This window comes from Nocardioides sp. LMS-CY, assembly GCF_018732145.1.
Lineage (GTDB): Bacteria > Actinomycetota > Actinomycetes > Propionibacteriales > Nocardioidaceae > Nocardioides > Nocardioides soli.
The window spans coordinates 3,506,382-3,533,118 of sequence record NZ_CP076104.1 but is presented as its reverse complement, the minus strand read 5'-3'; the positions used below and the strand labels follow the sequence as shown (position 1 = coordinate 3,533,118).

Here is a 26,737-nt window from a genome sequence, read left to right as displayed (position 1 = left end):
CGTATGCTCGAGCCATGGCCGCCACCGAGTCCACCCGCGACCGGATCCTCACCGCGGCCACCGCCGAGTTCGCCCGGCACGGCATCGCCGGCGCCCGGGTGGAGCGCATCGCCAAGGCCGCGCGCACCAGCAAGGAGCGGGTCTACGCCCACTTCGGCAGCAAGGACGAGCTCTACCGGTTCGTGGCGGCGCGAGAGCTCACGGCGATGGCCGCGGCGGTGCCCCTGGACCCGGCGGACCTGCCCGGCTACGCCGTGCGCCTGCACGACCATGTGGTCGCGCACCCCGAGCGACTGCGCCTGATGCGGTGGGGACAGCTCGAGCTGTCCCCGGACGACACGCCGCCCGACGACCCCTTCCGGACCGTCGTCGAGGGCAAGGTCGCCCAGCTGCGCCGGGCTCAGCGGTCCGGCGTCGTCGACCCGGACTGGGACCCCGTGGACGTCCTCGTCTTCGTGAGCCAGCTGGCCACCTCGTGGGCCGACCAGGGCGACCAGGTGGCTGCGGGCCCGGAGCGCGACGCGTTCCTGGCGGCCCGTCGGCGCGCCATCGAGACGGCCGTCCAACGGCTGTTCCCCGGCGCTGCCGACTGACTACCGGGCCCGTCTCAGGCGGAAGCGGGAGGGCTCGAGCCAGACCCGGTGGCCGCCCTCGTCGTCGTACCAGTGCAGCAGCGCGCGGATCGTGAACCTGCCCGGGCGGGTGTTGTAGCGGCAGAGGTCGAAGGTGCTGCGCCGGGTGGCCGGGTCGGAGTCGGACATGAAGGCTCCGGAGGCGACCGAGTCGCCGGTGGGATCGCGGAGGAAGGTCTCGAGCGTCCAGTCGCCCGTGGGTGGTGTGACGGCGTAGCGGTAGGCGTAGCCGCGGCAGCCCTTGCGGAGCACCCCGTCGGGGGCGTGCGTGCCGCCGTACGACGAGCGGTCACGCGGTGCGCCGGGCTCCGCCGGCGCCGGCTCGGCCCGAGCGGGTGCGCCGAGCAGGCCCACGGTGACACCGGCGACCGCGAGGCACGCGGTGGCGCGAGTGACCTGGGTCATACCGGGATCAACGCGGTCCCGGCGCACCCGTTACGGGTTCGGGCCCGCTCAGAGGGGGATGTTGCCGTGCACGCCGCGGCGTACGCCGACGGTCTGGACCGCGTCCTCGATCGCCCGCGCGATCGCCGAGCGGGTCTGCGCCGGCTCGACGACCTCGTCGACGACGCCGATCTCGACGGCCTTCTCGACGCCGCCGGCGATGCGCTCGTGCTCCGCGGCCAGCTCGGCCTCGACCTGCGGCCGGATGTCGGGGGCGACCTCGGCGAGCCGGCGGCGGTGCAGGATCCGGATCGCGGCGACCGCGCCCATGACCGCGACCTCCGCGCCCGGCCAGGCGAACACCTTGGTGGCGCCGAGGGAGCGGGCGTTCATCGCGATGTAGGCGCCGCCGTACGTCTTGCGCGTGACCAGGGTGACCCGGGGGACCACGCACTCGCCGAACGCGTGCAGAAGCTTGGCGCCGCGGCGCACCACGCCGTCCCACTCCTGACCGACGCCGGGCAGGTAGCCGGGGACGTCGACCACGACGACCAGGGGCACGCCGAAGGCGTCGCACATCCGGACGAAGCGGGAGGCCTTCTCGGCCGAGAGCGAGTCGAGGCAGCCGCCGAGGCGCAGCGGGTTGTTGGCGATCACGCCGACCGTGCGGCCGCCGAAGCGGCCCAGGGCGGTGACGATGTTGGGTGCCCAGCGGGCGTGCAGCTCCTGCGTGGTGTCCTCGTCGAGGATCGACTCGACGAGCGGGTGCACGTCGTAGGCGCGCTTCTTGGACTCCGGCAGCAGGGCGGCCAGGTCGCGGTCCTCGATCTCGTCGACCTTCATGCTGCCCTGCGAGCCGAGCAGCGAGGCGACGCCACGTGCCCGATCGAGCGCCTCGCGCTCGGACTCGGCGAGGATGTGCACGACGCCCGAGCGGCGACCGTGCGGCTCGGGGCCACCGAGGCGGAGCATGTCGACGTCCTCGCCGGTGACCGAGCGGACCACGTCGGGGCCGGTGACGAAGATCCGGCCCTCGGGGCCGAGGATCACGACGTCGGTCAGCGCCGGACCGTACGCCGCGCCGCCGGCCGCCGGGCCGAGCACCACGGAGATCTGCGGGATCTTGCCGGACGCCTGGGTCATGGCCTGGAAGATCCGGCCGACCGCGTGCAGCGAGAGCACGCCCTCGGCGAGGCGCGCCCCGCCGGAGTGCCACAGGCCGATGATCGGCACGCTGTCGGTCATGGCGCGGTGGTAGGCGTCGACGACCACCCGGCAGCCGAGGTCGCCCATCGCGCCGCCCATCACGGTGGCGTCGGAGCAGAAGGCCACCACGCGGGTGCCGTCGATGCTCCCGACCGCGGCGAGCATGCCGGAGTCGTCGTCGGGCGTGATCAGCTCGAGCGTGTCCTCGTCGAACAGCGCGGTGAGCCGGTGCACGGGGTTGCGCGGGTCCTCCGCGCGGGGGAGCTTCGCGGGCTTGGTCGCCGTGGCAGTCACTGTCGTCCTTCCGTGGGGTGGCGGCTCACACCGAACCGAACGCCACGGCGACGTTGGCGCCGCCGAATCCGAACGAGTTGTTGAGCGCCGCAATGTCGCCGGCCGGCAGGTCGCGGGCCTTGGTGGCGATGTCGAGCTCGACCGCCGGGTCCTGGTTGTCCAGGTTGATCGTCGGCGGCGAGACGCGGTGGTGCAGGGCGAGCACGGTCGCCACCGCCTCCAGCGCGCCGGCCCCGCCGAGCAGGTGGCCGGTCATCGACTTGGTGCTGGTCACGACCACCTCGGTCGCGTGGGCGCCGAGGGTCGCGTGCAGCATCAGGCCCTCGGCGATGTCGCCCTGGGGGGTCGACGTCGCGTGGGCGTTGACGTGGACGATGTCGGCCGGGCTGATGTCGGCCTCGGCCAGCGCCCGCAGGATCGCCCGGGAGCCGCCGCGGCCCTCCGGGTCGGGCTGGGCGATGTCGTGGGAGTCGGCGGTGATGCCGGCCCCGAGCACGGTCGCGTAGATGCGTGCGCCGCGCGCCCGGGCGTGCTCCTCGGACTCGAGGACCAGCACACCGGCACCCTCGCCGAGGACGAACCCGTCGCGGGCGAGGTCCCACGGGCGGGAGACCGCGGTCGGATCGCCGCCCGCCTCCCCGCTCGCGGTCTTCGACAGCGCCATCATGTTGGCGAACGCCGCCATCGGCAGCGGGTGGATCGCCGCCTCGGTGCCGCCGGCGACCACGACATCGGCCCGGCCGAGCCGGATCTGGTCGACGGCGTGGGCGATCGCCTCGTTGCCGGACGCGCACGCCGAGACCGGCGTGATGACCGCCGCGCGCGCTCCGACGTACAGGCTGATCTGCGCCGCGGGCGCGTTGGGCATCAGCATCGGCACCGCGAGCGGCGAGACCCGGCGCGGCCCCTTCTCCTTCAGCGCGTCGTAGTTGTCGAGGAGCGTGGTCACGCCGCCGATGCCGGAGGCCATGGCGACGCCGAGCCGGTCGCGGTCCAGCGAGCCGTCCTCCTGCGCGGCGGCCAGGCCGGAGTCGGCCCAGGCCTCCATGGCGGCGACCATCGCGAACTGCGCGCTGCGGTCGAGGCGACGGGCCTTGACCCGCTCGATCACCTCGGTGGGCTCCACGGCGATGCGACCGGCGATCTTGACCGGCATCTCCTCGGCCCAGTCGTCGGTCAGGTACCGGACGCCGGAGCGTCCGCTGACCAGGGCGTCCCAGGTGCTGGGAACGTCACCTCCGACGGGACTGGTGGTCCCGAGGCCGGTGACGACGACTCGCTTGGAAGACATGCTGCTCCTCGGTGTTCCTCGACGTGCTGGACGGTCGAGAGAAGGTCAGGCCTGGGCCCGCTCGATGAAGGCGACGGCGTCGCCCACGGTCTTGAGGTTCTTGACCTCGTCGTCGGGGATGGAGACGCCGAACTTCTCCTCCGCTGCGACGACGACCTCGACCATGGAGAGCGAGTCGACGTCGAGGTCGTCCACGAAGGACTTGTCGAGCTGGACGTCGTCGGCGTCGATGCCGGCGACCTCGTTGACGATCTCGGCGAGGTCGGCGCGGATCTCTTCGGTGGTGGCCATCAGGCTGTTCCCTCTCTTCGGGGTTGGTTGGGTGGTGCGGAAACTTCGGAAGGGCGCTGGGTCGGGTGCGGTGCCGAGCCCGGGGCGGGTCAGGGGACCCGGACCACCTGCGCGGCGTACGCGAGGCCGGCGCCGAACGCGATCAGCAGCGCGAGGTCGCCGCTGCGCGCCTCGCCCTCCTGGATCATCCGGTCGAGCGCGAGCGGCACGGACGCGGCCGAGGTGTTGCCCTGCTCGGCGATGTCGCGGGCGATCTTGACCCGGTCGGGCAGCTTCATCGCGCGCGCCATGGCGTCGGTGATGCGCATGTTCGCCTGGTGGGGCACGAAGACGTCGAGCTGGTCGGCGGTGATGCCGGCCCGGTCGAGCGCCTCCTGGCCGATCTTGGCCATCGAGTACGACGCCCAGCGGAACACCGGGTTGCCCTGCATGACCAGGTGCGGCATGACGGGGTTGTCGCTGGCGACGACGTCGCGCCAGTCCTCGCGCTGACGGATGTGGTCGAAGTGCTCGCCCTGCGAGCCCCAGACCACGGGGCCGATGCCCGGGGTCTCGCTCGGTCCGACGACGACGGCGCCCGCGCCGTCGGCGAAGATGAAGGCGGTGCCGCGGTCGCCGACGTCGGTCAGGTCGGAGAGCCGCTCGACGCCGATCACCAGCACGTGCCCGGCGCTGCCGGCGCGCACGAAGTCGGCGGCCATCCCCACGCCGTGGCAGAAGCCGGCGCATGCCGCCGAGATGTCGAAGGCGGCGGCGTTGTCGGTGCCGAGCTCGTAGGCGATCGCCGTGGCGATGGCCGGGGTCTGGAACATGTGGCTCACCGTGGCGACGACCACGCACTCGATCTGCCGGGCGTCGACGCCGGCGTCGTCGAGGGCCTTGCGGGCCGCGGCCACCGCCATGAACTGCACGGTCTCCTCGGGGGTGGCCCACCGGCGCTGCTTGATGCCGGAGCGCTGCTGGATCCACTCGTCACTGGAGTCGATCGCCTCGACGACCTCGGCGTTGGGGATCACCCGGCTGGGCCGGTAGGACCCGAGGCCGAGGATCCCGGCGTGGCGGGCGCCCTCGGCCTGGGCGAGAGCGATGGACTCGGCCATCACTGGCCTCCTTCGGGGTGCAGGCGGAGCAGGGGCTGACCGGGGGAGACGAGGTCGCCGTCCTCGACCAGCCACTCGACGACGCGGCCCCCGTGGGGCGCGGCCACGACGGTGCGGTCGCGGAGGCTGGCGACCTCGCCGATCGTCGTACCGGACGACAGCACCTCGGCGTCCGCGGAGTCGGCGGCGATGTGGAAGGTGCCCTTGGCGGGGGAGACGACCATCCGCCAGGTCGGGCTGATGCCGAGGCCGGAGGATTCGCCGTGCTTGGCGCAGAACGCGCGGGCGTCGTCGAGCTGGTCGGGCGTCTTGAGGGCGAAGGTCTCGACCCCCTTGAGCGCGCGCTTCGCGATGCCGGTGAGCGTGCCGGCCGGCGGCATCTCGAGGATGCCGGTGACCCCCAGGTCGTCCATGGCCTCCAGGCACAGGTCCCAGCGGACCGGGCTGGCGATCTGGCCGACGATCCGGGCCAGCACCTCCCGGCCGTCGTGGACGACCTTGCCGTCCCTGTTGGAGATCACGCGGGTGCGCGGGTCGTGCACGGACACCGAGCGGGCCAGCCCGGCGAGATGGCCGACCGCGGGCTCCATGTGGTGGGTGTGGAACGCGCCGGCGACGCTCAGCGGCATCAGCCGGGCCTTGGCCGGAGGCTCCTCGGCGAACGCCGCGAGCTGTTCCATGGTGCCGGCCGCGACGATCTGGCCGGGGCCGTTGTCGTTGGCGGCGGTGAGGCCGTGCTTCTCGATGACCGCGAGGACCTCCTCGCGGTCGCCGCCGAGCACCGCGGTCATGCCGGTCGGGGTGGTGGCGGCGGCCTGCGCCATCGCCTTGCCACGCTCGCGGACCAGTACCATCGCCTGCTCGGCGGTGATCACCCGGGCACCGGCGGCCGCGGCGATCTCGCCGACGCTGTGGCCGGCGACCGCGCCGATCTGGTCGAACGCGTCGGCCGGGTGGGGGAACAGCTCCAGCGCGGCGACCAGCCCGGTCGCGACCAGCAGGGGCTGGGCGATCTGGGTCTCGCGGATGGTCTCGGCGTCCGCCTCGGTGCCGTAGTGCGCGAGGTCGAGGCCGGCCACGGTGGCCAGCCAGTCGAAGCGGGAGGCGAAGACCGGGTCCTCCAGCCACGGCTTGAGGAATCCGGGAGTCTGAGCACCTTGGCCGGGGGCGACGATCACGAGCACGCGTCCACTCTGCCGCGTGGACGGCCCGGACCTCGCCTACGGCCCGCACGAAAACGATCCGCGAGTCTTTGTATGGTTCCTACAAAGACTCCGGGATCCCGGTACCCAGGCGCCTGGTCTACGGCGTGCGGCCCGAGAGCCGGCCCAGGACCAGTGCCATCTGCAGGGTCAGCGCCTCGCGTGGATCGCTGGGGGAGAAGCCGGTGAGCTCCGTCACCTGACGCAGCCGGTAGCGCACCGTGTTGGGGTGCACGAAGAGCGCCCGACCGGTGCCCTCGATCGAGGAGCCCTCCTGGAAGTACGTCGAGAGCGTCTCGATGAGGGTGCCCCGGGCGTGCGTGATCGGGAGGTAGATCTCCTCGACCAGGTGCCGTCGCGCGTGCCCGTCGCCGGCCAGCGCGCGCTCGGGCAGCAGGTCCGCGCTGCGCACCGGCCGGGGGGCGTCCGGCCAGCCGGGCGCGGCGCGGTGGGCCGCCAGGGCCGCCCGGGCGGAGACGTGCGCGCTGCCGAGGCCGTCGGCCACCGGGCCGACCACGACGGGTCCGGGCCCGAAGTGGTCCGCGACCACCGCGGCCGCGGCCCGCGCCTCGGCCACCCCGCCGAGCACCACGACCAGGCGGTCGCCCTGGACGGCGCAGAGGGCGTCCATCCCGGCCGCGCGGGCGAGCCGGCGTACGTCGTCGAAGGTGTCGCTCTCGCGCCGCTCCGTGCTGACGCTGCCGAGCACCACCGCGACGTCGCCGCGCCCGGCCCAGCCCAGCGCGCTAGCCCGGGAGAGCAGGGTCTCGTCCGGGTCGGAGCGGAGCACGGCGTCGACCACCAGTGCCTCGAGCCGGGCGTCCCACGCGCCGCGGACCTCGGCCGCGCGGGCGTAGACCTCCGCGGTCGCGAAGGCGATCTCGCGGGCGTAGCGGAGCACCGCGGCCCGGACGTCGGCGGCATCCTCGGGGTCGAGCAGCTGCTCGACGTTCGCCTCGACCACCTCGATCGAGAGCCGCACCAGCGCGACGGTCTGCTGCAGGTTGATCACCCCGGCGAGGGCGCGGGGCGCGGCGCCGAAGACCGAGGCGACCATCTCCCCGCCCGCCGGCGCGGGTTGGTCGTCGGCCAGGCGGTACCAGTCGACGAAGCCCCGGATGCCGGCCTGCACGATCATCGACACCCACGAGCGGTCCTCCGCGCTGAGCGACCGGAACCAGGCCATGTCCTGGTCCATCCGGGCCGTCGCCGCCGTGGCGAGGGCGCCGGTGGCCCGCTGCAGCGCCTCGGCGGCTCGCTCATGGGGGGATGCGGCGGGAGGGGTGGCCACGTGGCGAGGCTATTGCACCCGCCGATGGTCGGGAAAACGCCGGTGATTCCAGGGGATCGGCCGTCGGGCCGGCGAGCGTGCGTGGTTGAATCGACCACTACCATTTGCAGCAGGCGGGCGTACACATGGGGAGGCGTTCGTGACCGGAGGGTACGACGTGCAGTTCGTGACCATCCACGGTCACCGGCGCGCCTTCGTGAAGGTGGGCCGAGGCCCGGCGCTGCTGCTCCTGCACGGCCTGGCCTGCGACCACACCACCTGGGAGCCGGTGATCGAGCGGTTGAGCCGGCGGTTCACCGTGATCGCGCCCGACCTGCTCGGCCACGGCCGGTCCGACAAGCCCCGCGCCGACTACAGCGTGGGCGGCTACGCCAACGGCATGCGCGACCTGCTTACCGTGCTCGGCGTCGACAAGGTGACCGTCGTCGGGCACAGCTTCGGCGGTGGCGTGGCGATGCAGTTCGCCTACCAGTTCCCCGAGCGCACCGAGCGCCTGATGGTCGTGGCGTCCGGCGGCCTCGGGGCCGAGGTGCATCCCGGCATCCGCGCGATCACCACGCCCGGCTTCCACGAGCTGATGGGCGTCCTCACCCTGCCCGGCCTGCGGCACCTGGGCGTCGCGGGGCTGCGCACCCTCGCCGCCGTCGGCGGCAGGCAGACCCGCGACTTCGACGAGGTCGCCCGGATCTTCGACGCCTTCAAGGACCCGGCCGCCCGGCGGGCCACGCGTCACGTCGCCCGCGCGGTGGTCGACTGGAAGGGCCAGATCGTCACGATGGCCGACCGCGCCTACCTCACCGAGGCGATGCCGATGTGGGTCGTGTGGGGCCGCGACGACCGGGTGATCCCGGCGCGGCACGCGGAGACCGTCGCCGCGCTGGCGCCCCACGCCCGGGTCGAGGTGATCCCCGACGCGGGACACTTCCCGCACCAGGACCACCCGGAGCGGTTCTGCCGGATCGTCGAGGACTTCGTCCGGTCGACCGCGCCCGCGACGTACTCCCGTGCCCGCTTCCGGACGCTGCTCAGGTCCGGCGCCGCGTCCGCACCGCTCGAGCCGGTCGAGGACACGGCCTGAGAGGTCGCCGCGAGGCGCCCGGTTGCAGGGATACCCGGTGCACCGGGTATCCCTGCACTTCTCGGGCGATGCAACGCCCGAGAAGTGCAGGGACGGCCCGAGAAGTCAGGCGTCGCCGCCCTCCTGCTTGACCCCCGCGACGGCGGTGGGGTCGTCGATGCGGTACTTCGCGAAGGCCTCCTCGACCTTCGCCCGGTCGATCTGGCCGGCGTCGGCGAGCGCCTGGAGCGCCTGGACCACGACCGACTGGGCGTCGATGTGGAAGAACCGCCGGGCGGCCGGGCGGGTGTCGGCGAAGCCGAAGCCGTCGGCACCGAGCACCCGGTAGTCGCCGGGCACCCAGCGGGCGATCTGCAGCGGGACCGCGCGCATGTAGTCGGACACCGCGATGACGGGACCCTCGGCACCGCGCAGCTTGTCGGCGACGTACGCCGTGCGGGGCTGCTCGCCCGGGTGCAGCAGGTTCCACTCCTCGGCGGCGACGCCGTCGCGGGCCAGCTCGTTCCAGGAGGTCACCGACCAGGTGTCGGCGCGGACGCCCCACTCCTCGCGGAGCAGGCGCTGGGCCTCCTTGACCCACGGGAAGCCGACGCCCGAGGCGAGCAGCTGGACCCGGGGGCCCTCCGCCGAACCCTGGGGCGCGTCGTCGACGTGGTGGATGCCCTTGAGGATGCCCTCGACGTCGACGCCCTCGGGCTCGGCCGGCTGCGCCACCGGCTCGTTGTAGACGGTGAGGTAGAAGATCACGTTCTCCGCGTCCTCGCCGTACATGCGCTCGAGGCCGGACTTCATGATGTGGCTGATCTCGTAGGCGAACGCCGGGTCGTAGTGCACGACCGCCGGGTTGCTGGCCGCGAGCAGCGGCGAGTGGCCGTCGGCGTGCTGCAGGCCCTCACCGGTCAGCGTGGTGCGGCCGGCCGTCGCGCCGATCAGGAAGCCCCGGGCGAGCTGGTCGGCCATCGCCCAGATGGAGTCGCCGGTGCGCTGGAACCCGAACATCGAGTAGAAGATGAAGAACGGGATCATGTGCTCGCCGTGCGTGGAGTACGCCGACCCGGCCGCGGTCGCCGACGCCATGCCGCCGGCCTCGGAGATGCCCTCGTGGAGCATCTGGCCCTGGGCGGACTCCTTGTAGGAGAGCAACAACTTCCGGTCGACCGATTCGTACTGCTGCCCGCCCGGGTTGTAGACCTTGGCGCTCGGGAACATCGAGTCCATGCCGAAGGTGCGGTACTCGTCGGGGGCGATCGGCACGATGCGCTTGCCGATCTCCGGGTCCTTCATCCACTCCTTGAGCAGCCGGACCAGGGCCATCGTCGTGGCGATCGAGTGCTTGCCGCCGCCCTGCTTGAGCTCGGCGTAGACCTCGTCGCCGGGCAGCGTGAGGTTCTTGGCCCGGAGCACCCGCTTGGGCAGCGAGCCGCCGAGCTGCTTGCGCCGGTCGAGCATGTACTGGATCTCCGGCGACTCCATGCCCGGGTGGAAGAACGGCGCGGCGCCGGTCTCGTCGTAGGCCCGCTCGAGGTCGCGGTCGGAGATCGGGAGGTAGAGGCGGTCCCGGAACTTCTTCAGGTCGTCCTGGGTCAGCTTCTTCATCTGGTGCGTGGCGTTCTTGCCCTCGAGGGCGTCGATCGTCCAGCCCTTGATGGTCTTGGCCAGGATCACCGTCGGCTGACCGACGTGCTTGGTGGCGGCGTCGAACGCGGCGTACACCTTGCGGTAGTCGTGGCCGCCGCGCGGCAGCTTCACGATCTGTTGGTCGGTCATGTGCTCGACCATCTTCTTCAGGCGCGGGTCGGCACCGAAGAAGTGGTCGCGGACGTAGGCGCCGTCCTCGACGCTGTAGGTCTGGAACGCGCCGTCGGGGGTCGTGTTCATCCGGTTGACGAGCACGCCGTCGACGTCGCGCGCGAGCAGGTCGTCCCACTCGCGGCCCCACACGACCTTGATGACGTTCCACCCGGCGCCGCGGAAGTTGGCCTCGAGCTCCTGGATGATCTTGCCGTTGCCGGTGACCGGTCCGTCGAGCTGCTGCAGGTTGCAGTTGACGACCCAGACCAGGTTGTCGAGCTCCTCGCGGGCGGCGAGGCGGATCGCGCCCAGCGACTCCGGCTCGGCCATCTCGCCGTCGCCGAGGAAGGCCCACACGCGCTGGTCGCCGGTGTCCTTGATGCCGCGGTTGTGCAGGTAGCGGTTGAACCGCGCCTGGTAGATGGAGTTGAGCCCGGTGAGACCCATCGAGACCGTCGGGAACTCCCAGAACTCGGGCATCAGCCGGGGGTGGGGGTACGACGAGAGGCCCGCGTGCGGCCCGTGCTGGACCTCCTGGCGGAACCGGTAGAGCTGCTCCTCGGTCAGCCGGCCCTCGAGGAAGGCGCGGGAGTAGATGCCGGGGGAGGCGTGACCCTGGATGTAGACCTGGTCGCCGCCGCCGGGGTGGTCCTTGCCACGGAAGAAGTGGTTGAAGCCGACCTCGTAGAGGCTCGCCGACGACTGGTACGTCGCGATGTGGCCGCCGACCTCGAGGCCCTTGCGGTTCGCCGACGACACCATGACGGCGGCGTTCCAGCGGATGAACGCCCGGATCCGGCGCTCGGTCTCCTCGTCACCGGGGAACCACGGCTCCCGCTCCGGCGGGATCGTGTTGATGTAGTCGGTGCTGCGCAACGCCGGGACGCCGACGTTCGCCTCTCGGGCCCGCTCGAGCAGGCGCAGCATGACGTAGCGCGCTCGCTCGCGGCCGCGCTCGTCGACGAGCGCGTCGAAGGAGTCGAGCCAGTCGTGGGTCTCGTCCGGGTCGATGTCGGGCAGCTGGGTGGGCAGGCCTTCGTGGATGACGGTCGGGGTGGTGCCGCTCCGCTTGGTGTCCGTGCCGGGGTCAGAAGTGGGTACTACGTCTTCGGTCACCTGCTCATCGTTGCACGCGCTCGAACCGCGCCAAATCTACCCATGGGTACCGGACCAGTGGCCGGCTCCTTGTGGACACGGGTTGCGCCCTCGGGTGAACTCCGGTGGACTACTCCCCACCTCGAATCCCCGCGGGACCGCCGCGGGGGCACAGCCGAAGGAGGCGACGTTGAGCTCGACCCCGGATGGTGGGTCCACCCAGACAGATCCTGCACCGGGCCCTGCCGAACGCCTCGGTTTGAAGGCAGGCATGGTGGTCCAGGAGCTGGGGTGGGACACCGACAGCGACGACGAGCTCCGGATCGCCGTCGAGGATCGGATCGACGCCGACCTCGTGGACGCCGACTACGGCAACGTCGTCGACGCGGTGCTGCTGTGGTGGCGTGACGAGGACGGCGACCTGGTCGACGGCCTCGTCGACGCGCTGACCGATCTCGTCGGCGGCGGCGCGATCTGGCTGCTCACCCCCAAGGTGGGGCGGCCCAACGCCGTCGACCCGGCCGACATCGCCGAGGCGGCCCCGATCGCCGGTCTCTCGCAGACCACGACCGCCGCGGTGAGCAAGGACTGGTCCGCAACCCGGCTCGTCGCACCCAAGACGCCGGCCTGACCAGGCTCCGGCCGTGCTCGGCAGGGCTCTCGCGGGTGCGGCCGGTGCCGGCACCACGCTGAGGGTCCTCGGGCGGGCCGGCGTCATCCGCCCGCACCACCCCGTCGCGCTGGCGAGGGCGGCCCGGGCGCTCCAGGAGTGGGGCGTGGGCCCCGCCGGCGGCTTCACCGCCGCCGCCCTGCTCGACCCCCACCGCACCGCGGTCGTCGACGAGCTCGGCTCGCTGACCTACGACGACCTGCGTCGGCGCTCCAACTCGCTGGCCCGGGCACTCGCCGGTCTGGGGGTCTCCAGCGGCGACGGCGTCGCCGTCATGTGCCGCAACCACCGCGGCTTCGTCGACGTCAGCATCGCTGCCGCGAAGCTCGGTGCCGACCTGCTGTACCTCAACACCGCCTTCGCCGGCCCGCAGCTGGTCGACGTCATCGAGCGGGAGCGGCCGCGGGTCGTCGTCCACGACGAGGAGTTCGCCGGCCTCCTGGCCGCCGCCGACGTGGCCGAGCGGGTGGTCGCCTGGACCGACGGCCCGACCGAGGTCCCCGGCCACGGCCCGACGCTCGAGGGACTCATCGGCAGCCACCCCGACGGCGATCTCGAGCCGGCCGGTCGTCATGGCCGCGTCGTGATCCTCACCTCCGGCACCACCGGTACGCCGAAGGGCGCCCCGCGCAGCGAGGCCGGCGTCGACGCGGCGGTCGCGCTGCTGTCGCGGATGCCGCTGCGCTACGGCTGGCGGACCCACATCGCGGCGCCGCTCTTCCACACCTGGGGCTTCGCGCACTTCGCGCTGGCGATGCTGCTCGGCTCCACGATGGTGCTGCGCCGCGGGTTCGACCCGGCGGACTGCCTCGCGGTCGCGGAGGCCGAGCGCTGCGACTCGCTGGTGGTGATCCCGGTGATGCTGCAGCGGATCCTGGCGCTGCCCGAGGAGGAGCTGGCCGGCCACGACCTGGCGCGCGTGCAGGTCGTCGCCTCGTCGGGCTCGGCGCTCCCGGGCGACCTGGCGCTGCGGTGGATGGACCGCTTCGGCGACCACCTCTACAACATCTACGGCTCGACCGAGGTCGCCTACGCCTCGATCGCGATGCCGGCCGACCTGCGGGCGGCCCCGGCCGCGGCCGGCCGGCCGCCGTACGCCACGGTCGTGCGCATCCTGGACCCCGAGGGCCGCGAGCTGCCGCCGGGGGAGACCGGCCGGATCTTCGTCGGCAACGGGCTGCTCTTCGAGGGCTACACCGGCGGTGGCGGCAAGGAGGTCGTCGACGGGCTGATGTCGACCGGCGACGTCGGCCGCCTCGACGCCGACGGCCGGCTCTGGGTCGAGGGCCGCGACGACGAGATGATCGTCTCCGGCGGGGAGAACGTCTTCCCCCAGGAGGTCGAGGACTGCCTGGCGCGGCACGAGGCCGTCGTCGAGGTCGCCGCGGTCGGGGTCGACGACCCCGACTTCGGCACCCGGCTGCGGGCGTACGTCGTGGTCTCGGGTCCGGTCGGTGAGGCCGAACTGCTGGACCACGTGCGGGCGAACCTGGCCCGCTTCAAGGTGCCCCGCGAGATCGTCTTCATCGACGAGCTGCCCCGCAACGTCACCGGCAAGGTGCTCAAGCGCGACCTCGGCCGCGACTGACGGACGGCGATTGAGGGTCTGTCGCCGGCGGGTGACAGGATGGCGGCATGTTCGGTCTCGAGCTCGGGGCTCCGGCCCCCGACTTCATGCTGCGCGACCAGTTCGGTCAGGACGTCTCGCTGTCGTCGTACCGCGACAAGAAGGCGGTCGCGATCCTCTTCTACCCCTACGCCTTCTCCGGTGTCTGCACCGGCGAGATGGCGGGGGTGCGCGACCGGCTCGCGGAGTTCCTGACGTTCGAGACCGAGGTGCTGGCGATCTCGTGCGACCCGATCTACTCGCTGCGCGCGTTCGCCGACCAGGACGGGCTCAACTTCCCGCTGCTCTCCGACTTCTGGCCGCACGGCGAGGTCGCCCGGGCCTACGAGGTCTTCGACGAGGCCAAGGGCTGCCCGAGACGCTCGTCGTACGTCGTCGACAAGCAGGGTCTGCTGCGCTGGGCGGTGCACAACGCGATGCCCGAGGGCCGCGATCTCGACGAGCATCTGCGCCAGCTCGTCGCGGCGGTCTAGACCGGTCGGCGTCCGGTGTCTCGAATTCCGGTCGAAGGGGAGACAACTCCTGCCCGGGCGTCCTAGTCTCTGAGCCGTTGAACCGCAGGTGACCCGAGACGCCTGCGGTTCAACTTCATTTCGGAGCCGGTTCATGCGTAGTCTGTGCCCGCTCCGGCGCCGATGCGCGACCGGCGCGACGGGCGTATAGCTCAGCGGTAGAGCACCTCCCTTACAAGGAGGTGGTCGGGGGTTCGATCCCCTCTGCGCCCACTCCCGAGGCTCACTCACAGGTGTGCCTCGGGTGCGTCGTTTCATCACGGGCTGAAGCCGGAGTCGCGCATCCCGTGCCGCGCTCGCCTTGGTGCGGGTGGTGACCTTCATCCCTTGATGAACCTGCGGCGCCGGGTGCGACCAGCGCCCGATGCTCACCCACCGGCCGTGCACGGGCGCGGTCGGCCGAGGCGCGAGGAAGCCCACCCGTCTCAAAGACCGGCCGCCGGGGCTGGTCGGTAGTAGGTTGCACCCATGATCCGGTTGCTGCTCGGCTTCCTGATCCAGCTGCTGTCCAACGCGCTGGGTCTGCTCGTCGCGAACTGGGTGCTCGACGACGTCGAGGTGAGCGGCACGGCGTTCGTCATCGCCGTCGTGATCTTCACGGTCGTCTACGCGGTCGCCCAGCCGTTCCTCACCCAGATGGCCCTCAGCAAGGCGCCCGCCCTGCGCGGCGGCGTCGCCCTGGTCGCCACGCTGGTCGGCCTGATCATCACCGCCGCCGTCTCCGACGGGCTGTCCATCTCCGGCGGGGCGCTGACCTGGATCGAGGCGACGGTGATCGTCTGGATCGTCTCCCTGATCGGCGTGCTGATCCTGCCGTTCGTGATCATCAAGAAGAAGGCCGAGGAGAAGCGCGCCTGACGCCGGGGTCTCCGACAGGAGCGCCCCGTCTACGCCGTCCCGATCACGCGGTCTTGATGGCGTCGACGTCGCTCTGGAGGAGCGAGTGCCGACGGTCGGGGACGCTGAGCGTGAGCCCGGCCAGGTAGGCCAGCTTGGAGCTCCGCACGAGCCGCCGGACGGCCCAGCGGACGTCACCGCGGTAGAAGAGGTGGAGGAAGTCGCCGACGACGACGCCGTCGAAGCCCAGCCGGTCGGCGAGTCGGTGGAGCGCCTCGGTCGTGAAGAACGTGACGTGCTGGCCGGTCTCCGGCGAGTAGTAGGCCCATTCGTCGGGCTGCGGCGCCGGCGCCGGGAGGAGCTGGGTCGACATCAGGAGCCGGTCCGTGGCCGCCGCGAGCGGGGCGAGCGACTCCACCGGGTCGACGAGGTGCTCCAGGACCTCGTAGCCGGTGATCAGGTCGTAGCGGGTCGCGTCGAGACCGGCGGCCTCGTGCTCCGGCGCGAACACGTTCTCCGCCATCGGGTCGAAGTGACTGAAGTGGAACCCGCGGTCGCGCATCAGGCGGGTGAGCGTGCCGTACCCGCCGGCCCAGTCGAGGAACCGTCCTCCACGGCCCTTCTCGGCCCGCAGGATCGCGGCCGTGGCGTTGGCCAGGATGAAGCAGCGGTCGAGCAGCCCGACGTCCAGCCGCGCGATCGGCGCGCTGTAGGCGCGGTCGAGCCAGCTCGGGTCGGCGGCCATCACCATGCCGCAACGCGGGCACCGGACATACTCGACGGGCACGTCTCCGAGGACCGTGCCCTGCGCGAACGGCGCGGTGGTGGTCGTCGGCGGGCAGACTCGGCACGCTGCGGTCACGTCGGCTCCTTGGGGGTCGGGGACTGCACGGTCAGCGCCTGTGCGCGCGCATTCAGCCGCTTGGCGGCCGACCTGCTGGCGATCCGCACCGGCACGTCCCACAGGGGGGCCAGGGGCCGGACCCAGGGGCGCAGGTAGCGGTGCTTGATGGCCTCGGACTCGGCTCCGGAGGCACGACGGTTGGACACGGTGATGGAGTCCGGGTGCCAGCGGAAGCAGGAGGTGATCCGTGGCGTCGAGACGAACCGTCCGCGCCGGCGCAGGCGCAGGAAGATGTCGAGGTCCATGGCGTACTTGAGGGACTCGTCGTAGCTGCCGACGGCGTCGAGCGCGTTCAACCGGACGAGTGACGACGGCGCCGGGACCAGGTTCGGACCCCACCCGAGGACTCGGGTGGCCCAGTCGCCGGCGCGGCTGACGGCGATCGATCGCCCCTGCGGGTCGATGTAGTCACATGCGCCGAAGGCGACGACCGCCGCGGGGTCGGCGCCGAGCAGGCCGGCCAGGTGGGTCAGGGCCCCGGGCATCAGCAGGTCGTCGTCGTTGAGCCAGGCGTAGTAGTCCTCATCGAGACGCGCCGCGATGCCGGCGTTGACGGCGGCTGTGAGCCCGCGCCGCGGGTCGTCGATGACATCGACACCGAGCTCGCGCGCGGACTCTCGGGCGTCGGACGCCCCGGTGGGGACGACGAGGACGAGCCGGACATCGACCCCTTCCTGGTCGAGCGCGCTCCGCATGGCGTCGGTCAGCGTGTCCGGGCGCTCTCCGAGCGTCGGCATCACCACCAGGACCGAGGGCCGCCCGGCGCTCATGCGCGCACCTCGCCCTCGGTCGCGGCCCGGTCCAGTTCGTCCAGGTCGGCCTGCACCATGGTTCGCACGAGCTCGGAGAAGCTCACGGTCGGCTCCCAGCCCAGTTCGCGGAGCCGGGTGGAGTCGCCGACGAGCGCCCGCGGGTCGGCGGGCCGGTAGAGGCCGGGGTCGACCGACACGTACGACTCCCAGTCGTCGATGCCGACGACGGCGAACGCCTCGCGCACGAAGTCGCGCACGCTGTGCGCGTTGCCGGTGGCCACGACGTAGTCCCGGGGCGACGGAGCGTCGAGGATGCGGATCATGGCGGCGACGTAGTCGGGGGCGTAGCCCCAGTCGCGGAGCACGTCCATGTTGCCGAGCGAGAGGTGGTCGGCTCGCCCCCGCGCGATGGCCGCGACGGCGGCGGTGATCTTGCGCGCGACGAACGTCGGCGGCCGGCGTGGCGACTCGTGGTTGTAGAGGATCGCCGCGGTCGCGTACAGGCCCCGGTGCCGATAGACCTGCACCATCGTATGGGCGAAGTCCTTCGCCGCGCCGTACGGCGTGACCGGGTTGCGCAGGGTGGCCTCGCTCTGGGGAGCCGTCGCCGGATCGCCGAAGACCTCGGCGCTGGAGGCCTGGAGGAAGCGGATCTCGCTCCCCGTGCGCTCCTGACGCTCCCACGCGGCGGCCAGCAGACGGACCGCGCCGATCCCGATCGTGTCCGCGGTCTCGACCGGCTCCTCCCAGGAGCGTGCGACGGACGTGGAGCCGGCCAGGTTGAAGATCCGATCAGGCGCCGCCGCCTCGAGCGCGCGCAGCAGGCTGTCGTGGTCGCGAAGGTCGGCGAGGTGCACCTGGAGACCCGGAAGCTCGGCCGCGATGGCGTCGATCACGGCCGCGTCGCGGACGATGCCGTGCACCTCTTGTCCTTCGGCGAGGAGCCGCCGTGCGAGGTACCACCCGTCCTGGCCGGTCACTCCCGTCAGCAGTGCCCGGTACCGGCTGTCGTGATCAGTCACATGGCTCCTCGTCGTCTGTGGGCGCGCGCCCACCCGGGGCACGGTGCACAAGGCTAGGGCACGGCTCCTCGGACGGCGGCCCGCCACTACCATGTGTGATTCCCGCGAATCGAGACAGAGACGAACCCACGCGCATGATGTCTGCAGCTGCTTCGCAGAGGCCCGTCAGCGTGGGGCTCCCGATGCTGAATCTGGTCCGGGGAGGGATGGGCGGCAGCGAGACCTACGCCCGCGAGCTGACGCGGGAGCTGGCCGTCGCCGACGGGATCGACGTCACCGCCTACGTCGCCCGACTGGCGGCCGGGTTCTCCGAGGGGGTTCCGGAGCGGGTGATCACCCGGGTGCGGGGCGGGGAGAGCGTGCGGGACCGACTGCTCAGCCAGCTCGCCGCCCGGTGCAGCCGCGAGCTGCGCACCGGGCTCCAGGCTGCGGAGGTCGTCCACTACCCGCTCAGCGTTCCGGCACCGCCCGCGCCACGCGGAGTGCCGTGGGCCGTCACGCTGCTCGACGTCCAGCACCACGACCTGGCCGAGCTGTTCTCGCGCGCCGAGCTCGCCTACCGGACGATCACCTACGATCGACCGGCCCGCCGCGCCGCCGCGGTCCTCACGATCAGCGAGTTCTCCAAGCAGCAGATCGTGCGTCACCTCGGCATCGATCCCGACCGGGTCCACGTCGCCCACCTCGGTGTCGACACCGAGCACTTCGAGCCGGTCGTCGGCGACCGCGAGGACTTCGTCCTGTACCCGGCGCGCGGCTGGCCGCACAAGAACCACCGCGCCCTGATCGAGGCGATGGCCCTGGTCCGCGAGAAGCGACCCGACCTGCGGTTGGTGCTGACCGGTGGCGGGCTCGACGACCTCGGCGACCTGCCGGAATGGGTGGACCGCCGCGGCCTCGTGTCACGGGAGGAGCTGCTCTCCCTCTACCAGCGTGCGTCCTGCCTGGTGTTTCCGAGCCGGTACGAAGGCTTCGGGCTGCCGCCGCTCGAGGCGATGGCGTCCGGATGTCCGGTCGCCGCGGCCTCGGCCGGCTCCCTGCCCGAGATCTGCGGCGACGCGGCGGTGCTGTTCGACCCCGACGACGTGCGCGACATCGCGCGTGCCGTGCTGGCGGCCGGGGCGCGCGGGCGGGAGCTCGCCGTGCTCGGCCTGGAGCGCTGCCGGAGGTTCACCTGGGCCGCGTGCGCCGAGGTGCACCGCGAGGTCTACCTCCGCCTCGGTGAAGCAGCACGCCGGTGACGGGCAGGTCCGAGACCGAGCCCCCGACGCGGGCGCCGGAGCGGCGCCCGCGCACCTGGCCGATCGCGGCGGGCGCCCTGGTCTCCGCGGTGCTGACCTGGGCCATCCAGGCGCTCGCGTTCCGGTCGCTCGGCCCGGCGTCCTACGCCGGCTTCATGGTCGTGTGGGGAGCGGTCTTCTTCCAGGTCGGCGTGCTCTTCGGCCTGCAGCAGGAGGTGACCCGGAGCGTGGCCTCGGCAGGTGGCGCGCCGGGTGGCTCCCGCTCCACGGTGCCGGTCTGGCGCTCGCCCGTGCTCCTCCTCGGGCTGTTGCTGGGCGCCGGCGGTGCTGCGGTCCTGATCGCGTTCTCCGGGCTCTACGGCGCGCGGGTGTTCGGCGACGACTGGGTGCCGATCGTGATGGCGGTCGCGGTCGCGTGGCTGCTCTACGCGTTGTTCAACGCCGTCAACGGGGCCCTGGCCGGGGCGCGTCACTGGGGTTGGCTGGGCGTCTCCATGACGGTCGAGGGCACCCTGAGGTTCGTCGTCCTCCTGGTGCTCCTGGTCGCCGGAGCCGGGCTGGCCGGGCTGTCCTTCGGACTGGCCGCTGCGGGACTCACCTGGCTCCTCCTGATGGTGTGGTCCGGGCCGCGCGACACGCTCCGCCTGCCGCTGGACCGCCGACTGCGCGCCCTGGCCCGGTCGAGCTGTCAGGCCATGGTGGCGACCGCAGCGGCAGCCATCCTGCTCTCGGGCTATCCCGTGCTGCTGAGCGTGACGGCGCACGGTCCGCTCCCGCCGGAGGCGGGTGCCGTGATCGCCACGGTGGTCGCGACCCGAGCCCCCCTGCTGCTGCCGCTCAACGCGTTCCAGACGGTGATCCTCACGCGCTTCGTGGCCGCCGGCCGACACGTTCTGCGCCCGCTGGGGGCGATCCTGGCGCTGGTCGCGAGCGTCACCGTGGTCGGCTTCGTCGTGGGCGCGCTGCTGGGACCCTGGGCCCTGACGATCCTGTACGGCGCCGACTACACGATCGAGGGCTGGCTGGTCGGAGCGCTGGTGATCGGGGCCGGGACGCTCGCGATGTTGAGCGTGACCGGGGTCGCGGCCCTCGCGCTCGAGCGCCATGCACTGTTCGCCGTCGGCTGGGTCGTGGCGGCAGCGGTGGCGACCGTGCTGCTCGCCACCGACATGCCGGTGGGCACGCGGACGGCCTGGGCCCTCGCGGCAGGACCGGTCGCCGGTGCGCTGGTGCACATGATCGGCGTGCGGCAGGGCCCGCGGACGGCCCGCTGACGGCCCTGAGGGACCCGGTGCCATGAGGTCCCGAGCCATCGGTAGTAGGTTTCTGCGCATGCTCCCGGTGTCGACGATTGCTGCGCGACTCGACGGGCAGCACGTGCTGCTCACCGGTGTGACCGGCTTCGTGGGCGAGGCGCTGCTCCACCTGATGCTGGCCGAGGCGCCGGGCGTGCGCGTCACGGTGTTGGTGCGGCGCAAGGGCTCGACGAGCGCCGAGGCCCGCACGGCGGCGCTGCTGCGCAAGCCGGTCTTCGCCGACATCGTCGAGGCCGCCGGTGGCGTCGAGGCGCTGATGGCGGCCCGGATCGAGGTGCTGGAGGGCGATCTGGCCGACGCGCCCGAGCTGCCACCCGGGCTGGACGCTGTCGTGCACTGCGCCGGCGACGTCTCCTTCGACCCGCCGGTCGACGAGGGCTTCCGCACCAACGTGCAGGGCACCCGCGAGCTGCTCGCCCGGGTCCGCGACGCCGGACCGGACATCCACTACGTGCACATCTCCACGGCGTACGTCGCGGGCCGTCGGCGCGGCAGCATCCCGGAGGCGCCGGTCGACCACGACGTCGACCTCGGGGCCGAGCTGTCGTGGGGCCTCGTCCAGCGACAGATCGTCGAGCACCAGAGCCGCAGCGCGTTCGTGCTCGAGCGCGAGCGCAAGAAGGCCGAGCGCACGCACAGCCGGGCCGGCCTGCTCACCGCGGCCGCCGCGACCGAGGAGGCCCGCAAGGAGTGGGTCAAGCGCGAGCTGGTGCGGATCGGGTCGGAGCGGGCGCGCAGCCTGGGCTGGACCGACTGCTACACGTTCACCAAGGCGCTCGGCGAGCGGGTGGTGGAGCAGCACGCCCGCGACGCCGCCCAGCCGCGCCGGGTCTCGATCGTCCGGCCGAGCATCATCGAGTCCGCCCTGGAGCGTCCGCACCCGGGCTGGATCGAGGGCTTCAAGATGGCCGAGCCGCTGATCCTGGCCTACGGTCGCGGCGAGCTGCCGGAGTTCCCGGCGGCCGCCGACACGATCGTCGACATCGTGCCGGTCGACCACGTGGTGGCCGCGATCGTCGCGGTGCTGGCGCACCCGCCGGAGGCCGGCGACCCGGCGTACTTCCACGTCTCGTCCGGGGACCGCAACCCCCTCACCTTCCGGATGCTCTACGACAACGTCCGGGCCTACTTCGACGAGCACCCGTTCGCCGCCGGCGACCGCGGCGCCGTGCGGCTGCCGGACTGGCGCTTCCCGGGCGCCTCGTCGGTCGAGCGGCTGCTGTCGACCAGCGAGCGGGCGCACCAGGTCGCGAACTACGTGGTCGGCCACGCTCCCCGCGGTGACCGGACCCGCGACCTCGCCCGCAAGCTCGACCAGCAGGGCCGGCGGCTGGAGTTCCTGCGCCGCTACCTGGACCTCTACCGCGAGTACGCCCAGGCCGAGCTGCGCTTCTCCGACGCGAACACGCTCGGGCTCTACCGCTCGCTGTCCCCGGAGGACCAGGCGGCGTTCGCGTTCGACACCGCCGTCGTCGACTGGTCCCACTACCTGCGCGAGGTGCACTGCCCGGCAGTGACCGCGCCGGTGCGGCGGATGGACGAGGCCCGCCGCAAGCGCAAGGCCGCGACCGACCCGACGCTCAAGCCGGTGTCGGCGAGCTCGACCGGCCAGATCGGCGCGTTCTTCGACATGGACGGCACGCTGATGTCCTCCAACGTCATCGAGACCTACCTGTGGCTCCGGCTGCGCGAGCAGACCGGCAGCGAGCGCTGGGGCGAGCTGGGCCGGATCGCCGCGAAGGTGCCGGCGATGGTGCGCGCCGAGCGGCGCGAGCGCAGCGCGTTCCTGCGTGCCGTCTACCGGCAGTACGATGGAGCCCGGCTCGCCGATCTGGACGCGATCGCCGACGAGCACCTGACCGACTACGTGCTCTCGCGGCTCTCGCCGGACGCCGTCCGCCGGATCCGAGAGCACCGCAACGCCGGCCACCGGACCGTGCTCATCACCGGCGCCATCCGGCCGCTGACCCGGCCCCTGGAGCCGCTCTTCGACCACATCGAGGCCGCCGAGCTCGCCGTCGACGACAGGGGCGTGTGCACCGGCTTCCTGGCCAGCTCGCCGCTGGTGGGGGAGTCGCGGGCGGCCTGGATGCGGCAGTACGCCGCGGAGCACGGCATCGACCTGGCCGCGTCGTACGGCTATGCCGACTCCCACTCCGACCTGCCGCTGCTCGATGCCGTCGGCCGGCCGGTGGCGGTCAAGCCCGACGTGTCGCTCTTCCGGCACGCCCGTCGGCACCGATGGACGATCGTCGACTGGGCGAGCTCGACGTCCAACACCCGCACCCTCAACCCGGCAGGTGATCTGCGGTGATGCTCGCGCTCGAGATGTTCCGGTCGCTGCCGCGCACGGTGGCCGGGAAGGCGATCGGCGGCCGGATGCCCGGCATCCTCTCGGGGTACGCCGCGCCGCTGCGGCTGGTGACGATCCAGGAGCCGAGGGTCGACCGACCCGGCTGGGCGCGGCTGCGCACCCGGCTCTCGGGCATCTGCGGCTCCGACCTCGGCGCGCTGTCGGGCCGGACCAGCCTGTACTTCTCCGCGGTCGTCTCGCTGCCGTTCGTGCCCGGCCACGAGGTCGTCGCCGAGCTGCTCGAGGACTGCGAGGACCTGCCGAAGGGCACCCGCGTCGTGGTCGACCCGGTGCTCACCTGCGCCGCCCGCGGCGTCGAGCCCTGCTCGGCCTGCGCGGACGGGCAGACCAACCGCTGCGAGCGGATCACCGTCGGCCATCTCTCGCCGGGCCTGCAGACCGGCTTCTGCAAGGACACCGGCGGCGGCTGGGGCCAGCAGCTCGCGGCGCACCGCAGCCAGCTGCACCCGGTGCCCGAGGGCTTCTCCGACGAGCAGGCGATCCTGATCGAGCCGGTCGCCTGCGCCGTCCACACCGCCCGCCGGGCCGGGGTGCGCAGCGGCGACCGGGTGCTGGTCAGCGGCGCCGGGTCCGTCGGGCTGTTCGCGACCCTCGCGCTGCGCGAGCTCACCGACGCCGGCGAGATCATCGTCGTGGCCAAGCACGCCCACCAGCGCGAGCTGGCCCGCGAGTTCGGTGCGACCGAGGTCGTCGCACCGGGCGAGGTGCTGCGGCGGGTACGCCGGGCGACGGGTGCCTTCCAGCTCGAGCCGGAGTTCTCCTCGCCGTACCTGCTCGGCGGCGTCGACGTCGCCGTCGACGCGGTGGGCAGCAAGCAGTCGCTCGAGACCGCGCTGCAGGCCACCCGCGCGGGTGGGCGCGTCGTGCTCTCCGGCATGCCGGCCGCCGCGGACCTCTCCGCGGCCTGGTTCCGCGAGCTCGAGGTGGTCGGCACCTACGCCTCCGCCCAGGGCGACGCGGCCTTCGAGCAGGCCGTCGAGCTGGTCGCCACCGACGCCGTCCAGCAGCTCGCGAAGAGCGTCGCCAGCTACCCGTTGCACCGCTGGCGGGAGGCACTCGACCACGCCCACGCGGCCGGCCGTCTCGGCACCGTGAAAGTCGCTTTCGATCCCAGGAGTTCCACATGAGTCGCCCCGGATTCGTCCTCGAGGTGGACGATCGCACCCCGCCGCTGGTCGTGCACGAGGGGCTGGGCTTCCGCCTGGAGAGCTTCCCGCTCGGCACCCGGGTGGTCTACCCGCCGGAGTCGCTCCCCGCGGTGCCCGACGTCGACGAGGCGATCCGCGAGGCGCTGCTGCACCCGGTCGACTCCGACCCGCTGCCGACGCTGCTCTTCCCGGGCATGCGGCTGACGATCGCCTTCGACGACCTGTCGCTGCCGCTGCCGACGATGAAGGCGCCCGACATCCGCGGCCGGATCATCGAGCACGTGCTGACGATGGCGGCCGAGGCCGGCGTCGACGACGTCAAGCTGATCGCCGCCAACGCGCTGCACCGCCGGATGACCGCGGCCGAGCTCAAGCACATCGTGGGCGAGCGGGTGTTCCGCTCGTTCTACCCCCAGGGCGACCTCTACAACTTCGACGCGGAGGACCGCGCCAACCTCACCCACCTCGGCACCACCGACAAGGGTGAGGACATCGAGATCAGCAAGCGGGCCGCCGAGTCCGACCTGCTCGTCTACGTCAACGTCAACCTCGTCGCGATGGACGGCGGCCACAAGTCGGTCGGCATCGGGCTCGCGTCGTACAAGTCGCTGCGCCACCACCACAACGCCAAGACGATGGTGCACTCGCGGTCGTTCATGGACCACAAGCACTCCGCGATGCACCACTCCGCGTGGCGGATGGGCCGGGTCATCAAGGACACCGTCAAGGTCTTCCAGATCGAGACCACGCTCAACAACGACGTCTTCCCGAAGCCCTTCGACTTCCTGCAGAAGCGGGAGTGGGAGTGGTCGGTCAAGGACCAGGCCACCATGCTCGGCGTACGCCGGGGTCTCGCGGTCGCGCCGCAGAAGATGCGGCACAAGATGTTCCACGACATGCGCTCGGTCTACGGGCTCACCGGCGTCAACGCCGGCGAGGTCGAGGCGGTGCATGAGCGCACGCTGGCGAAGGTGCATCAGCAGCACCTGGTCGAGGTGCAGGGGCAGTCGGACGTGTTGGTGATGGGGGTGCCCTACCTCGGCCCCTACAACGTCAACTCGTCGATGAACCCGATCCTGGCCACCTGCATGGGGCTCGGCTACTACTTCAACTCCTACCGGGGTCAGCCGGTCGTCCGGAAGGGCGGCGCGGTGATCCTCTACCACCCGCTCAACGAGGGCTTCAACCAGCTGCACCACCCGTCGTACGTCGACTTCTACGAGGAGGTGCTCGCCGAGTCGACCGACCCGGCGGTCGTGGGGGAGAAGTACGAGCAGCAGTTCGCGCAGGACCCCTGGTACATCCACCTCTACCGCACCTCGCACGCCTACCACGGCGTCCACCCGTTCTACATGTGGTACTGGGCGGCGCACGCGATGGACCACGTCGACGAGGTGATCTGGGTGGGGGCCGACCGGCGGGCCGCGGCGCGGCTGGGCTTCCGGGCCGCGACCACGCTGCAGGACGCGCTGGAGATGGCGTCCGGCACGGTCGGCTCGTCGCCCTCGATCACCTACCTGCACAACCCGCCGCACCTGCTCGCGGACGTGCGATGAGTGCCCGGCGCGGCGGTCCGGGCGGTGGTCCGGGCGGCGGTGCGTGGGCAACCGTTTCGGGCGCCCGGTCGGTTGCTGGCTCACCGCCGGCCGGCGGCGTGGCCGGGCGGCGGTGCGTGAGCAACCGTTTCGGGCGCCCGGTCGGTTGCTGGCTCACCGCGGGGCCGGCTGGGGCGGTGGCCCGATGACCTTCCTCCGCGAGTCGGTTGACGACGTCCGCCAGGTCGCCCGCGGGTGGCGCTGGGGCCGGCGACCCCAGGTCCCGCGGTCGGCCGAGGCGTGGGTGCCGCCGTCGCGGTCGACGGTGTTCCGCACCGACTGGTCGCGCCGCAAGCCGGCGATGGCCGCGCGCGAGGTCGCGCAGAAGGCCGGCCTCGAACCGCTCTTCCGCTCCCAGGTGCGCACGCAGGTCGAGGGGCTCGACGTGCTCGACCGCATCGACGGCCCGGTGATCTTCGTCGCCAACCACGCCTCCCACCTCGACACCCCGCTGATCCTGCTGTCGCTGCCCGACGAGTGGCGGCGGCGTACGGCGGTGGCGGCCGCGGCGGACTACTTCTTCGACACCTGGTGGCGCGCGGTCGGATCGGTGCTGCTCTTCAACACCTTCCCGATCGACCGGCGCGGCGGCACGATGGCCGCGACGCCGGGGGAGGTGCTGGCCGACGGCTGGAGCCTGGTCATCTACCCCGAGGGCACCCGGTCGGTCGACGGCTGGATGGGGCGGTTCCGCCTCGGCGCGGCGTACCTCGCCAAGGAGCACGGCGTGCCGGTCGTGCCGGTCGCCCACCGCGGGACGTTCGCGGCGATGCCGCGCGGCCAGGGTTGGCCGTCGCCGGGGCGGCGGCAGCTCACGATCCGCTTCGGCGAGCCCCTGGTGGCAGGACCCGACGAGTCCGTGCGCGACTTCGCGCCACGGATCAAGGACGCCGTGGGCGCGCTGCTCGACGAGGACCGCAGCACCTGGTGGGAGGCCCGTCGCCGGGCGGCCGCCGGTGCCGTACCCGACCCGTCGGGGCCGCGCGTCTCACAGTGGCGCCGGGTGTGGGAGCAGACCGAGTCGCCGGTCGCCGACGCACCGGCGCGCCGGCTGACCGCCTGGCGGCGCTGACCGCAACCGGAA

The 26,737-nt window shown here is 72.4% G+C and carries 23 protein-coding genes and 1 tRNA gene; 13 read left to right on the top strand and 11 right to left on the bottom strand.

Annotated elements, in window-relative coordinates:
- The first annotated feature begins 14 nt into the window (after window positions 1-14).
- Window positions 15-593: a TetR/AcrR family transcriptional regulator gene (locus tag KM427_RS16875; protein ID WP_215524655.1), complete on the top strand. Its 579-nt coding sequence runs from the start codon at window positions 15-17 to the stop codon at window positions 591-593.
- Here the strand turns inward: KM427_RS16875 and KM427_RS16870 are convergent, their stop codons facing one another.
- From KM427_RS16870 to KM427_RS16840, 7 genes are all read right to left on the bottom strand, one after another.
- Window positions 594-1,037 carry a hypothetical protein gene (locus KM427_RS16870; RefSeq protein WP_215524654.1) on the bottom strand — a complete coding sequence of 148 codons (444 nt, stop codon included), beginning with the start codon at window positions 1,035-1,037 and terminating at the stop codon, window positions 594-596.
- Window positions 1,038-1,085: 48 nt separating this feature from the next.
- Window positions 1,086-2,516, bottom strand: a complete 1,431-nt coding sequence (locus tag KM427_RS16865; RefSeq protein ID WP_215524653.1) for an acyl-CoA carboxylase subunit beta — start codon at window positions 2,514-2,516, stop codon at window positions 1,086-1,088.
- Between the two features lie 25 nt (window positions 2,517-2,541).
- The gene (locus tag KM427_RS16860) at window positions 2,542-3,807 is read right to left on the bottom strand and encodes a beta-ketoacyl-[acyl-carrier-protein] synthase family protein (RefSeq protein WP_183593986.1); all 1,266 of its coding nucleotides are present in this window, start codon (window positions 3,805-3,807) and stop codon (window positions 2,542-2,544) included.
- A gap of 45 nt (window positions 3,808-3,852) precedes the next feature.
- Complete coding sequence (locus KM427_RS16855; protein WP_028645031.1) at window positions 3,853-4,098, bottom strand: acyl carrier protein; 246 nt, start codon at window positions 4,096-4,098, stop codon at window positions 3,853-3,855.
- Between the two features lie 89 nt (window positions 4,099-4,187).
- Entirely contained in the window at window positions 4,188-5,198 is a 1,011-nt protein-coding gene (locus KM427_RS16850; RefSeq protein ID WP_183593987.1) for a beta-ketoacyl-ACP synthase III, read from the bottom strand.
- On the bottom strand, window positions 5,198-6,382 hold the full coding sequence (locus KM427_RS16845) for an acyltransferase domain-containing protein (RefSeq protein WP_215524652.1): 1,185 nt from the start codon (window positions 6,380-6,382) through the stop codon (window positions 5,198-5,200). Before KM427_RS16845 ends, KM427_RS16850 begins: the two co-directional genes overlap by 1 nt.
- A gap of 118 nt (window positions 6,383-6,500) precedes the next feature.
- Window positions 6,501-7,691 (bottom strand): PucR family transcriptional regulator, encoded by a 1,191-nt coding sequence (locus tag KM427_RS16840; RefSeq protein WP_183593989.1) that lies wholly within the window; start codon window positions 7,689-7,691, stop codon window positions 6,501-6,503.
- A gap of 139 nt (window positions 7,692-7,830) precedes the next feature.
- Between KM427_RS16840 and KM427_RS16835 the strand changes: the two genes are divergently transcribed.
- On the top strand, window positions 7,831-8,769 hold the full coding sequence (locus tag KM427_RS16835; RefSeq protein WP_252274590.1) for an alpha/beta fold hydrolase: 939 nt from the start codon (window positions 7,831-7,833) through the stop codon (window positions 8,767-8,769).
- Window positions 8,770-8,874: 105 nt separating this feature from the next.
- Here KM427_RS16835 and aceE read toward each other — a convergent pair whose 3' ends face one another.
- Window positions 8,875-11,676, bottom strand: a complete 2,802-nt coding sequence (aceE, locus tag KM427_RS16830) for a pyruvate dehydrogenase (acetyl-transferring), homodimeric type (protein ID WP_425490189.1) — start codon at window positions 11,674-11,676, stop codon at window positions 8,875-8,877.
- Between the two features lie 250 nt (window positions 11,677-11,926).
- On the opposite strand from aceE, the gene KM427_RS16825 reads away from it, so the two are divergent.
- The 5 genes from KM427_RS16825 to KM427_RS16805 all read left to right on the top strand — a co-directional run bounded on the left by KM427_RS16825 (window position 11,927) and on the right by KM427_RS16805 (window position 15,322).
- The gene (locus KM427_RS16825; protein ID WP_246391221.1) at window positions 11,927-12,286 is read left to right on the top strand and encodes a DUF3052 domain-containing protein; all 360 of its coding nucleotides are present in this window, start codon (window positions 11,927-11,929) and stop codon (window positions 12,284-12,286) included.
- Between the two features lie 13 nt (window positions 12,287-12,299).
- Window positions 12,300-13,913, top strand: a complete 1,614-nt coding sequence (locus KM427_RS16820) for an AMP-binding protein (RefSeq protein ID WP_215524651.1) — start codon at window positions 12,300-12,302, stop codon at window positions 13,911-13,913.
- A gap of 47 nt (window positions 13,914-13,960) precedes the next feature.
- Window positions 13,961-14,425: a peroxiredoxin gene (locus KM427_RS16815; RefSeq protein WP_183593992.1), complete on the top strand. Its 465-nt coding sequence runs from the start codon at window positions 13,961-13,963 to the stop codon at window positions 14,423-14,425.
- A 180-nt stretch (window positions 14,426-14,605) separates the two neighbouring features.
- Window positions 14,606-14,677 (top strand) — tRNA-Val (locus KM427_RS16810).
- Window positions 14,678-14,932: 255 nt separating this feature from the next.
- A complete protein-coding gene (locus tag KM427_RS16805) occupies window positions 14,933-15,322 on the top strand; it encodes a phage holin family protein (protein WP_183593993.1) in 390 nt (129 codons plus the stop codon).
- A gap of 43 nt (window positions 15,323-15,365) precedes the next feature.
- On the opposite strand, the gene KM427_RS16800 is transcribed toward KM427_RS16805, so the two are convergent.
- From KM427_RS16800 to KM427_RS16790, 3 genes are read right to left on the bottom strand one after another with little or no spacing between them, the layout of a single operon-like run.
- Complete coding sequence (locus KM427_RS16800) at window positions 15,366-16,163, bottom strand: class I SAM-dependent methyltransferase (protein WP_215524650.1); 798 nt, start codon at window positions 16,161-16,163, stop codon at window positions 15,366-15,368.
- Complete coding sequence (locus KM427_RS16795; protein ID WP_215524649.1) at window positions 16,160-16,975, bottom strand: glycosyltransferase; 816 nt, start codon at window positions 16,973-16,975, stop codon at window positions 16,160-16,162. The genes KM427_RS16800 and KM427_RS16795 overlap by 4 nt, the downstream gene beginning before the upstream one ends.
- Window positions 16,972-17,979 (bottom strand): GDP-mannose 4,6-dehydratase, encoded by a 1,008-nt coding sequence (locus KM427_RS16790; RefSeq protein ID WP_252274588.1) that lies wholly within the window; start codon window positions 17,977-17,979, stop codon window positions 16,972-16,974. Before KM427_RS16790 ends, KM427_RS16795 begins: the two co-directional genes overlap by 4 nt.
- 182 nt (window positions 17,980-18,161) lie before the next feature.
- On the opposite strand from KM427_RS16790, the gene KM427_RS16785 reads away from it, so the two are divergent.
- From KM427_RS16785 to KM427_RS16760, 6 genes are all read left to right on the top strand, one after another.
- Window positions 18,162-19,220, top strand: coding sequence for a glycosyltransferase family 4 protein (locus KM427_RS16785; RefSeq protein ID WP_215524647.1), 1,059 nt, complete (start codon window positions 18,162-18,164; stop codon window positions 19,218-19,220).
- On the top strand, window positions 19,217-20,494 hold the full coding sequence (locus tag KM427_RS16780; RefSeq protein ID WP_215524646.1) for a hypothetical protein: 1,278 nt from the start codon (window positions 19,217-19,219) through the stop codon (window positions 20,492-20,494). The genes KM427_RS16785 and KM427_RS16780 overlap by 4 nt, the downstream gene beginning before the upstream one ends.
- A 58-nt stretch (window positions 20,495-20,552) precedes the next feature.
- A complete protein-coding gene (locus KM427_RS16775; protein WP_215524645.1) occupies window positions 20,553-22,850 on the top strand; it encodes an HAD-IB family hydrolase in 2,298 nt (765 codons plus the stop codon).
- Entirely contained in the window at window positions 22,850-24,037 is a 1,188-nt protein-coding gene (locus tag KM427_RS16770; RefSeq protein WP_215527656.1) for a zinc-dependent alcohol dehydrogenase, read from the top strand. The genes KM427_RS16775 and KM427_RS16770 overlap by 1 nt, the downstream gene beginning before the upstream one ends.
- Complete coding sequence (larAH, locus tag KM427_RS16765; protein WP_215524644.1) at window positions 24,034-25,614, top strand: NPN-dependent hydroxyacid isomerase, LarAH14/15/16 family; 1,581 nt, start codon at window positions 24,034-24,036, stop codon at window positions 25,612-25,614. Before KM427_RS16770 ends, larAH begins: the two co-directional genes overlap by 4 nt.
- A gap of 184 nt (window positions 25,615-25,798) precedes the next feature.
- Window positions 25,799-26,725 carry a lysophospholipid acyltransferase family protein gene (locus KM427_RS16760; protein ID WP_215524643.1) on the top strand — a complete coding sequence of 309 codons (927 nt, stop codon included), beginning with the start codon at window positions 25,799-25,801 and terminating at the stop codon, window positions 26,723-26,725.
- Window positions 26,726-26,737: the final 12 nt, after the last annotated feature.

What these genes read in the sequence shown, in the direction of transcription:
- KM427_RS16875 (WP_215524655.1), top strand. Translation starts at nt 15, where the DNA reads ATGGCCGCCACCGAGTCCACCCGCGACCGGATCCTCACCGCGGCCACC.
- KM427_RS16870 (WP_215524654.1), bottom strand. Translation starts at nt 1,037, where the DNA reads ATGACCCAGGTCACTCGCGCCACCGCGTGCCTCGCGGTCGCCGGTGTC.
- KM427_RS16860 (WP_183593986.1), bottom strand. Translation starts at nt 3,807, where the DNA reads ATGTCTTCCAAGCGAGTCGTCGTCACCGGCCTCGGGACCACCAGTCCC.
- KM427_RS16855 (WP_028645031.1), bottom strand. Translation starts at nt 4,098, where the DNA reads ATGGCCACCACCGAAGAGATCCGCGCCGACCTCGCCGAGATCGTCAAC.
- KM427_RS16850 (WP_183593987.1), bottom strand. Translation starts at nt 5,198, where the DNA reads ATGGCCGAGTCCATCGCTCTCGCCCAGGCCGAGGGCGCCCGCCACGCC.
- KM427_RS16825 (WP_246391221.1), top strand. Translation starts at nt 11,927, where the DNA reads ATGGTGGTCCAGGAGCTGGGGTGGGACACCGACAGCGACGACGAGCTC.
- KM427_RS16815 (WP_183593992.1), top strand. Translation starts at nt 13,961, where the DNA reads ATGTTCGGTCTCGAGCTCGGGGCTCCGGCCCCCGACTTCATGCTGCGC.
- KM427_RS16805 (WP_183593993.1), top strand. Translation starts at nt 14,933, where the DNA reads ATGATCCGGTTGCTGCTCGGCTTCCTGATCCAGCTGCTGTCCAACGCG.
- KM427_RS16795 (WP_215524649.1), bottom strand. Translation starts at nt 16,975, where the DNA reads ATGAGCGCCGGGCGGCCCTCGGTCCTGGTGGTGATGCCGACGCTCGGA.
- KM427_RS16785 (WP_215524647.1), top strand. Translation starts at nt 18,162, where the DNA reads ATGCTGAATCTGGTCCGGGGAGGGATGGGCGGCAGCGAGACCTACGCC.
- KM427_RS16775 (WP_215524645.1), top strand. Translation starts at nt 20,553, where the DNA reads ATGCTCCCGGTGTCGACGATTGCTGCGCGACTCGACGGGCAGCACGTG.
- KM427_RS16770 (WP_215527656.1), top strand. Translation starts at nt 22,850, where the DNA reads ATGCTCGCGCTCGAGATGTTCCGGTCGCTGCCGCGCACGGTGGCCGGG.
- larAH (WP_215524644.1), top strand. Translation starts at nt 24,034, where the DNA reads ATGAGTCGCCCCGGATTCGTCCTCGAGGTGGACGATCGCACCCCGCCG.
- KM427_RS16760 (WP_215524643.1), top strand. Translation starts at nt 25,799, where the DNA reads ATGACCTTCCTCCGCGAGTCGGTTGACGACGTCCGCCAGGTCGCCCGC.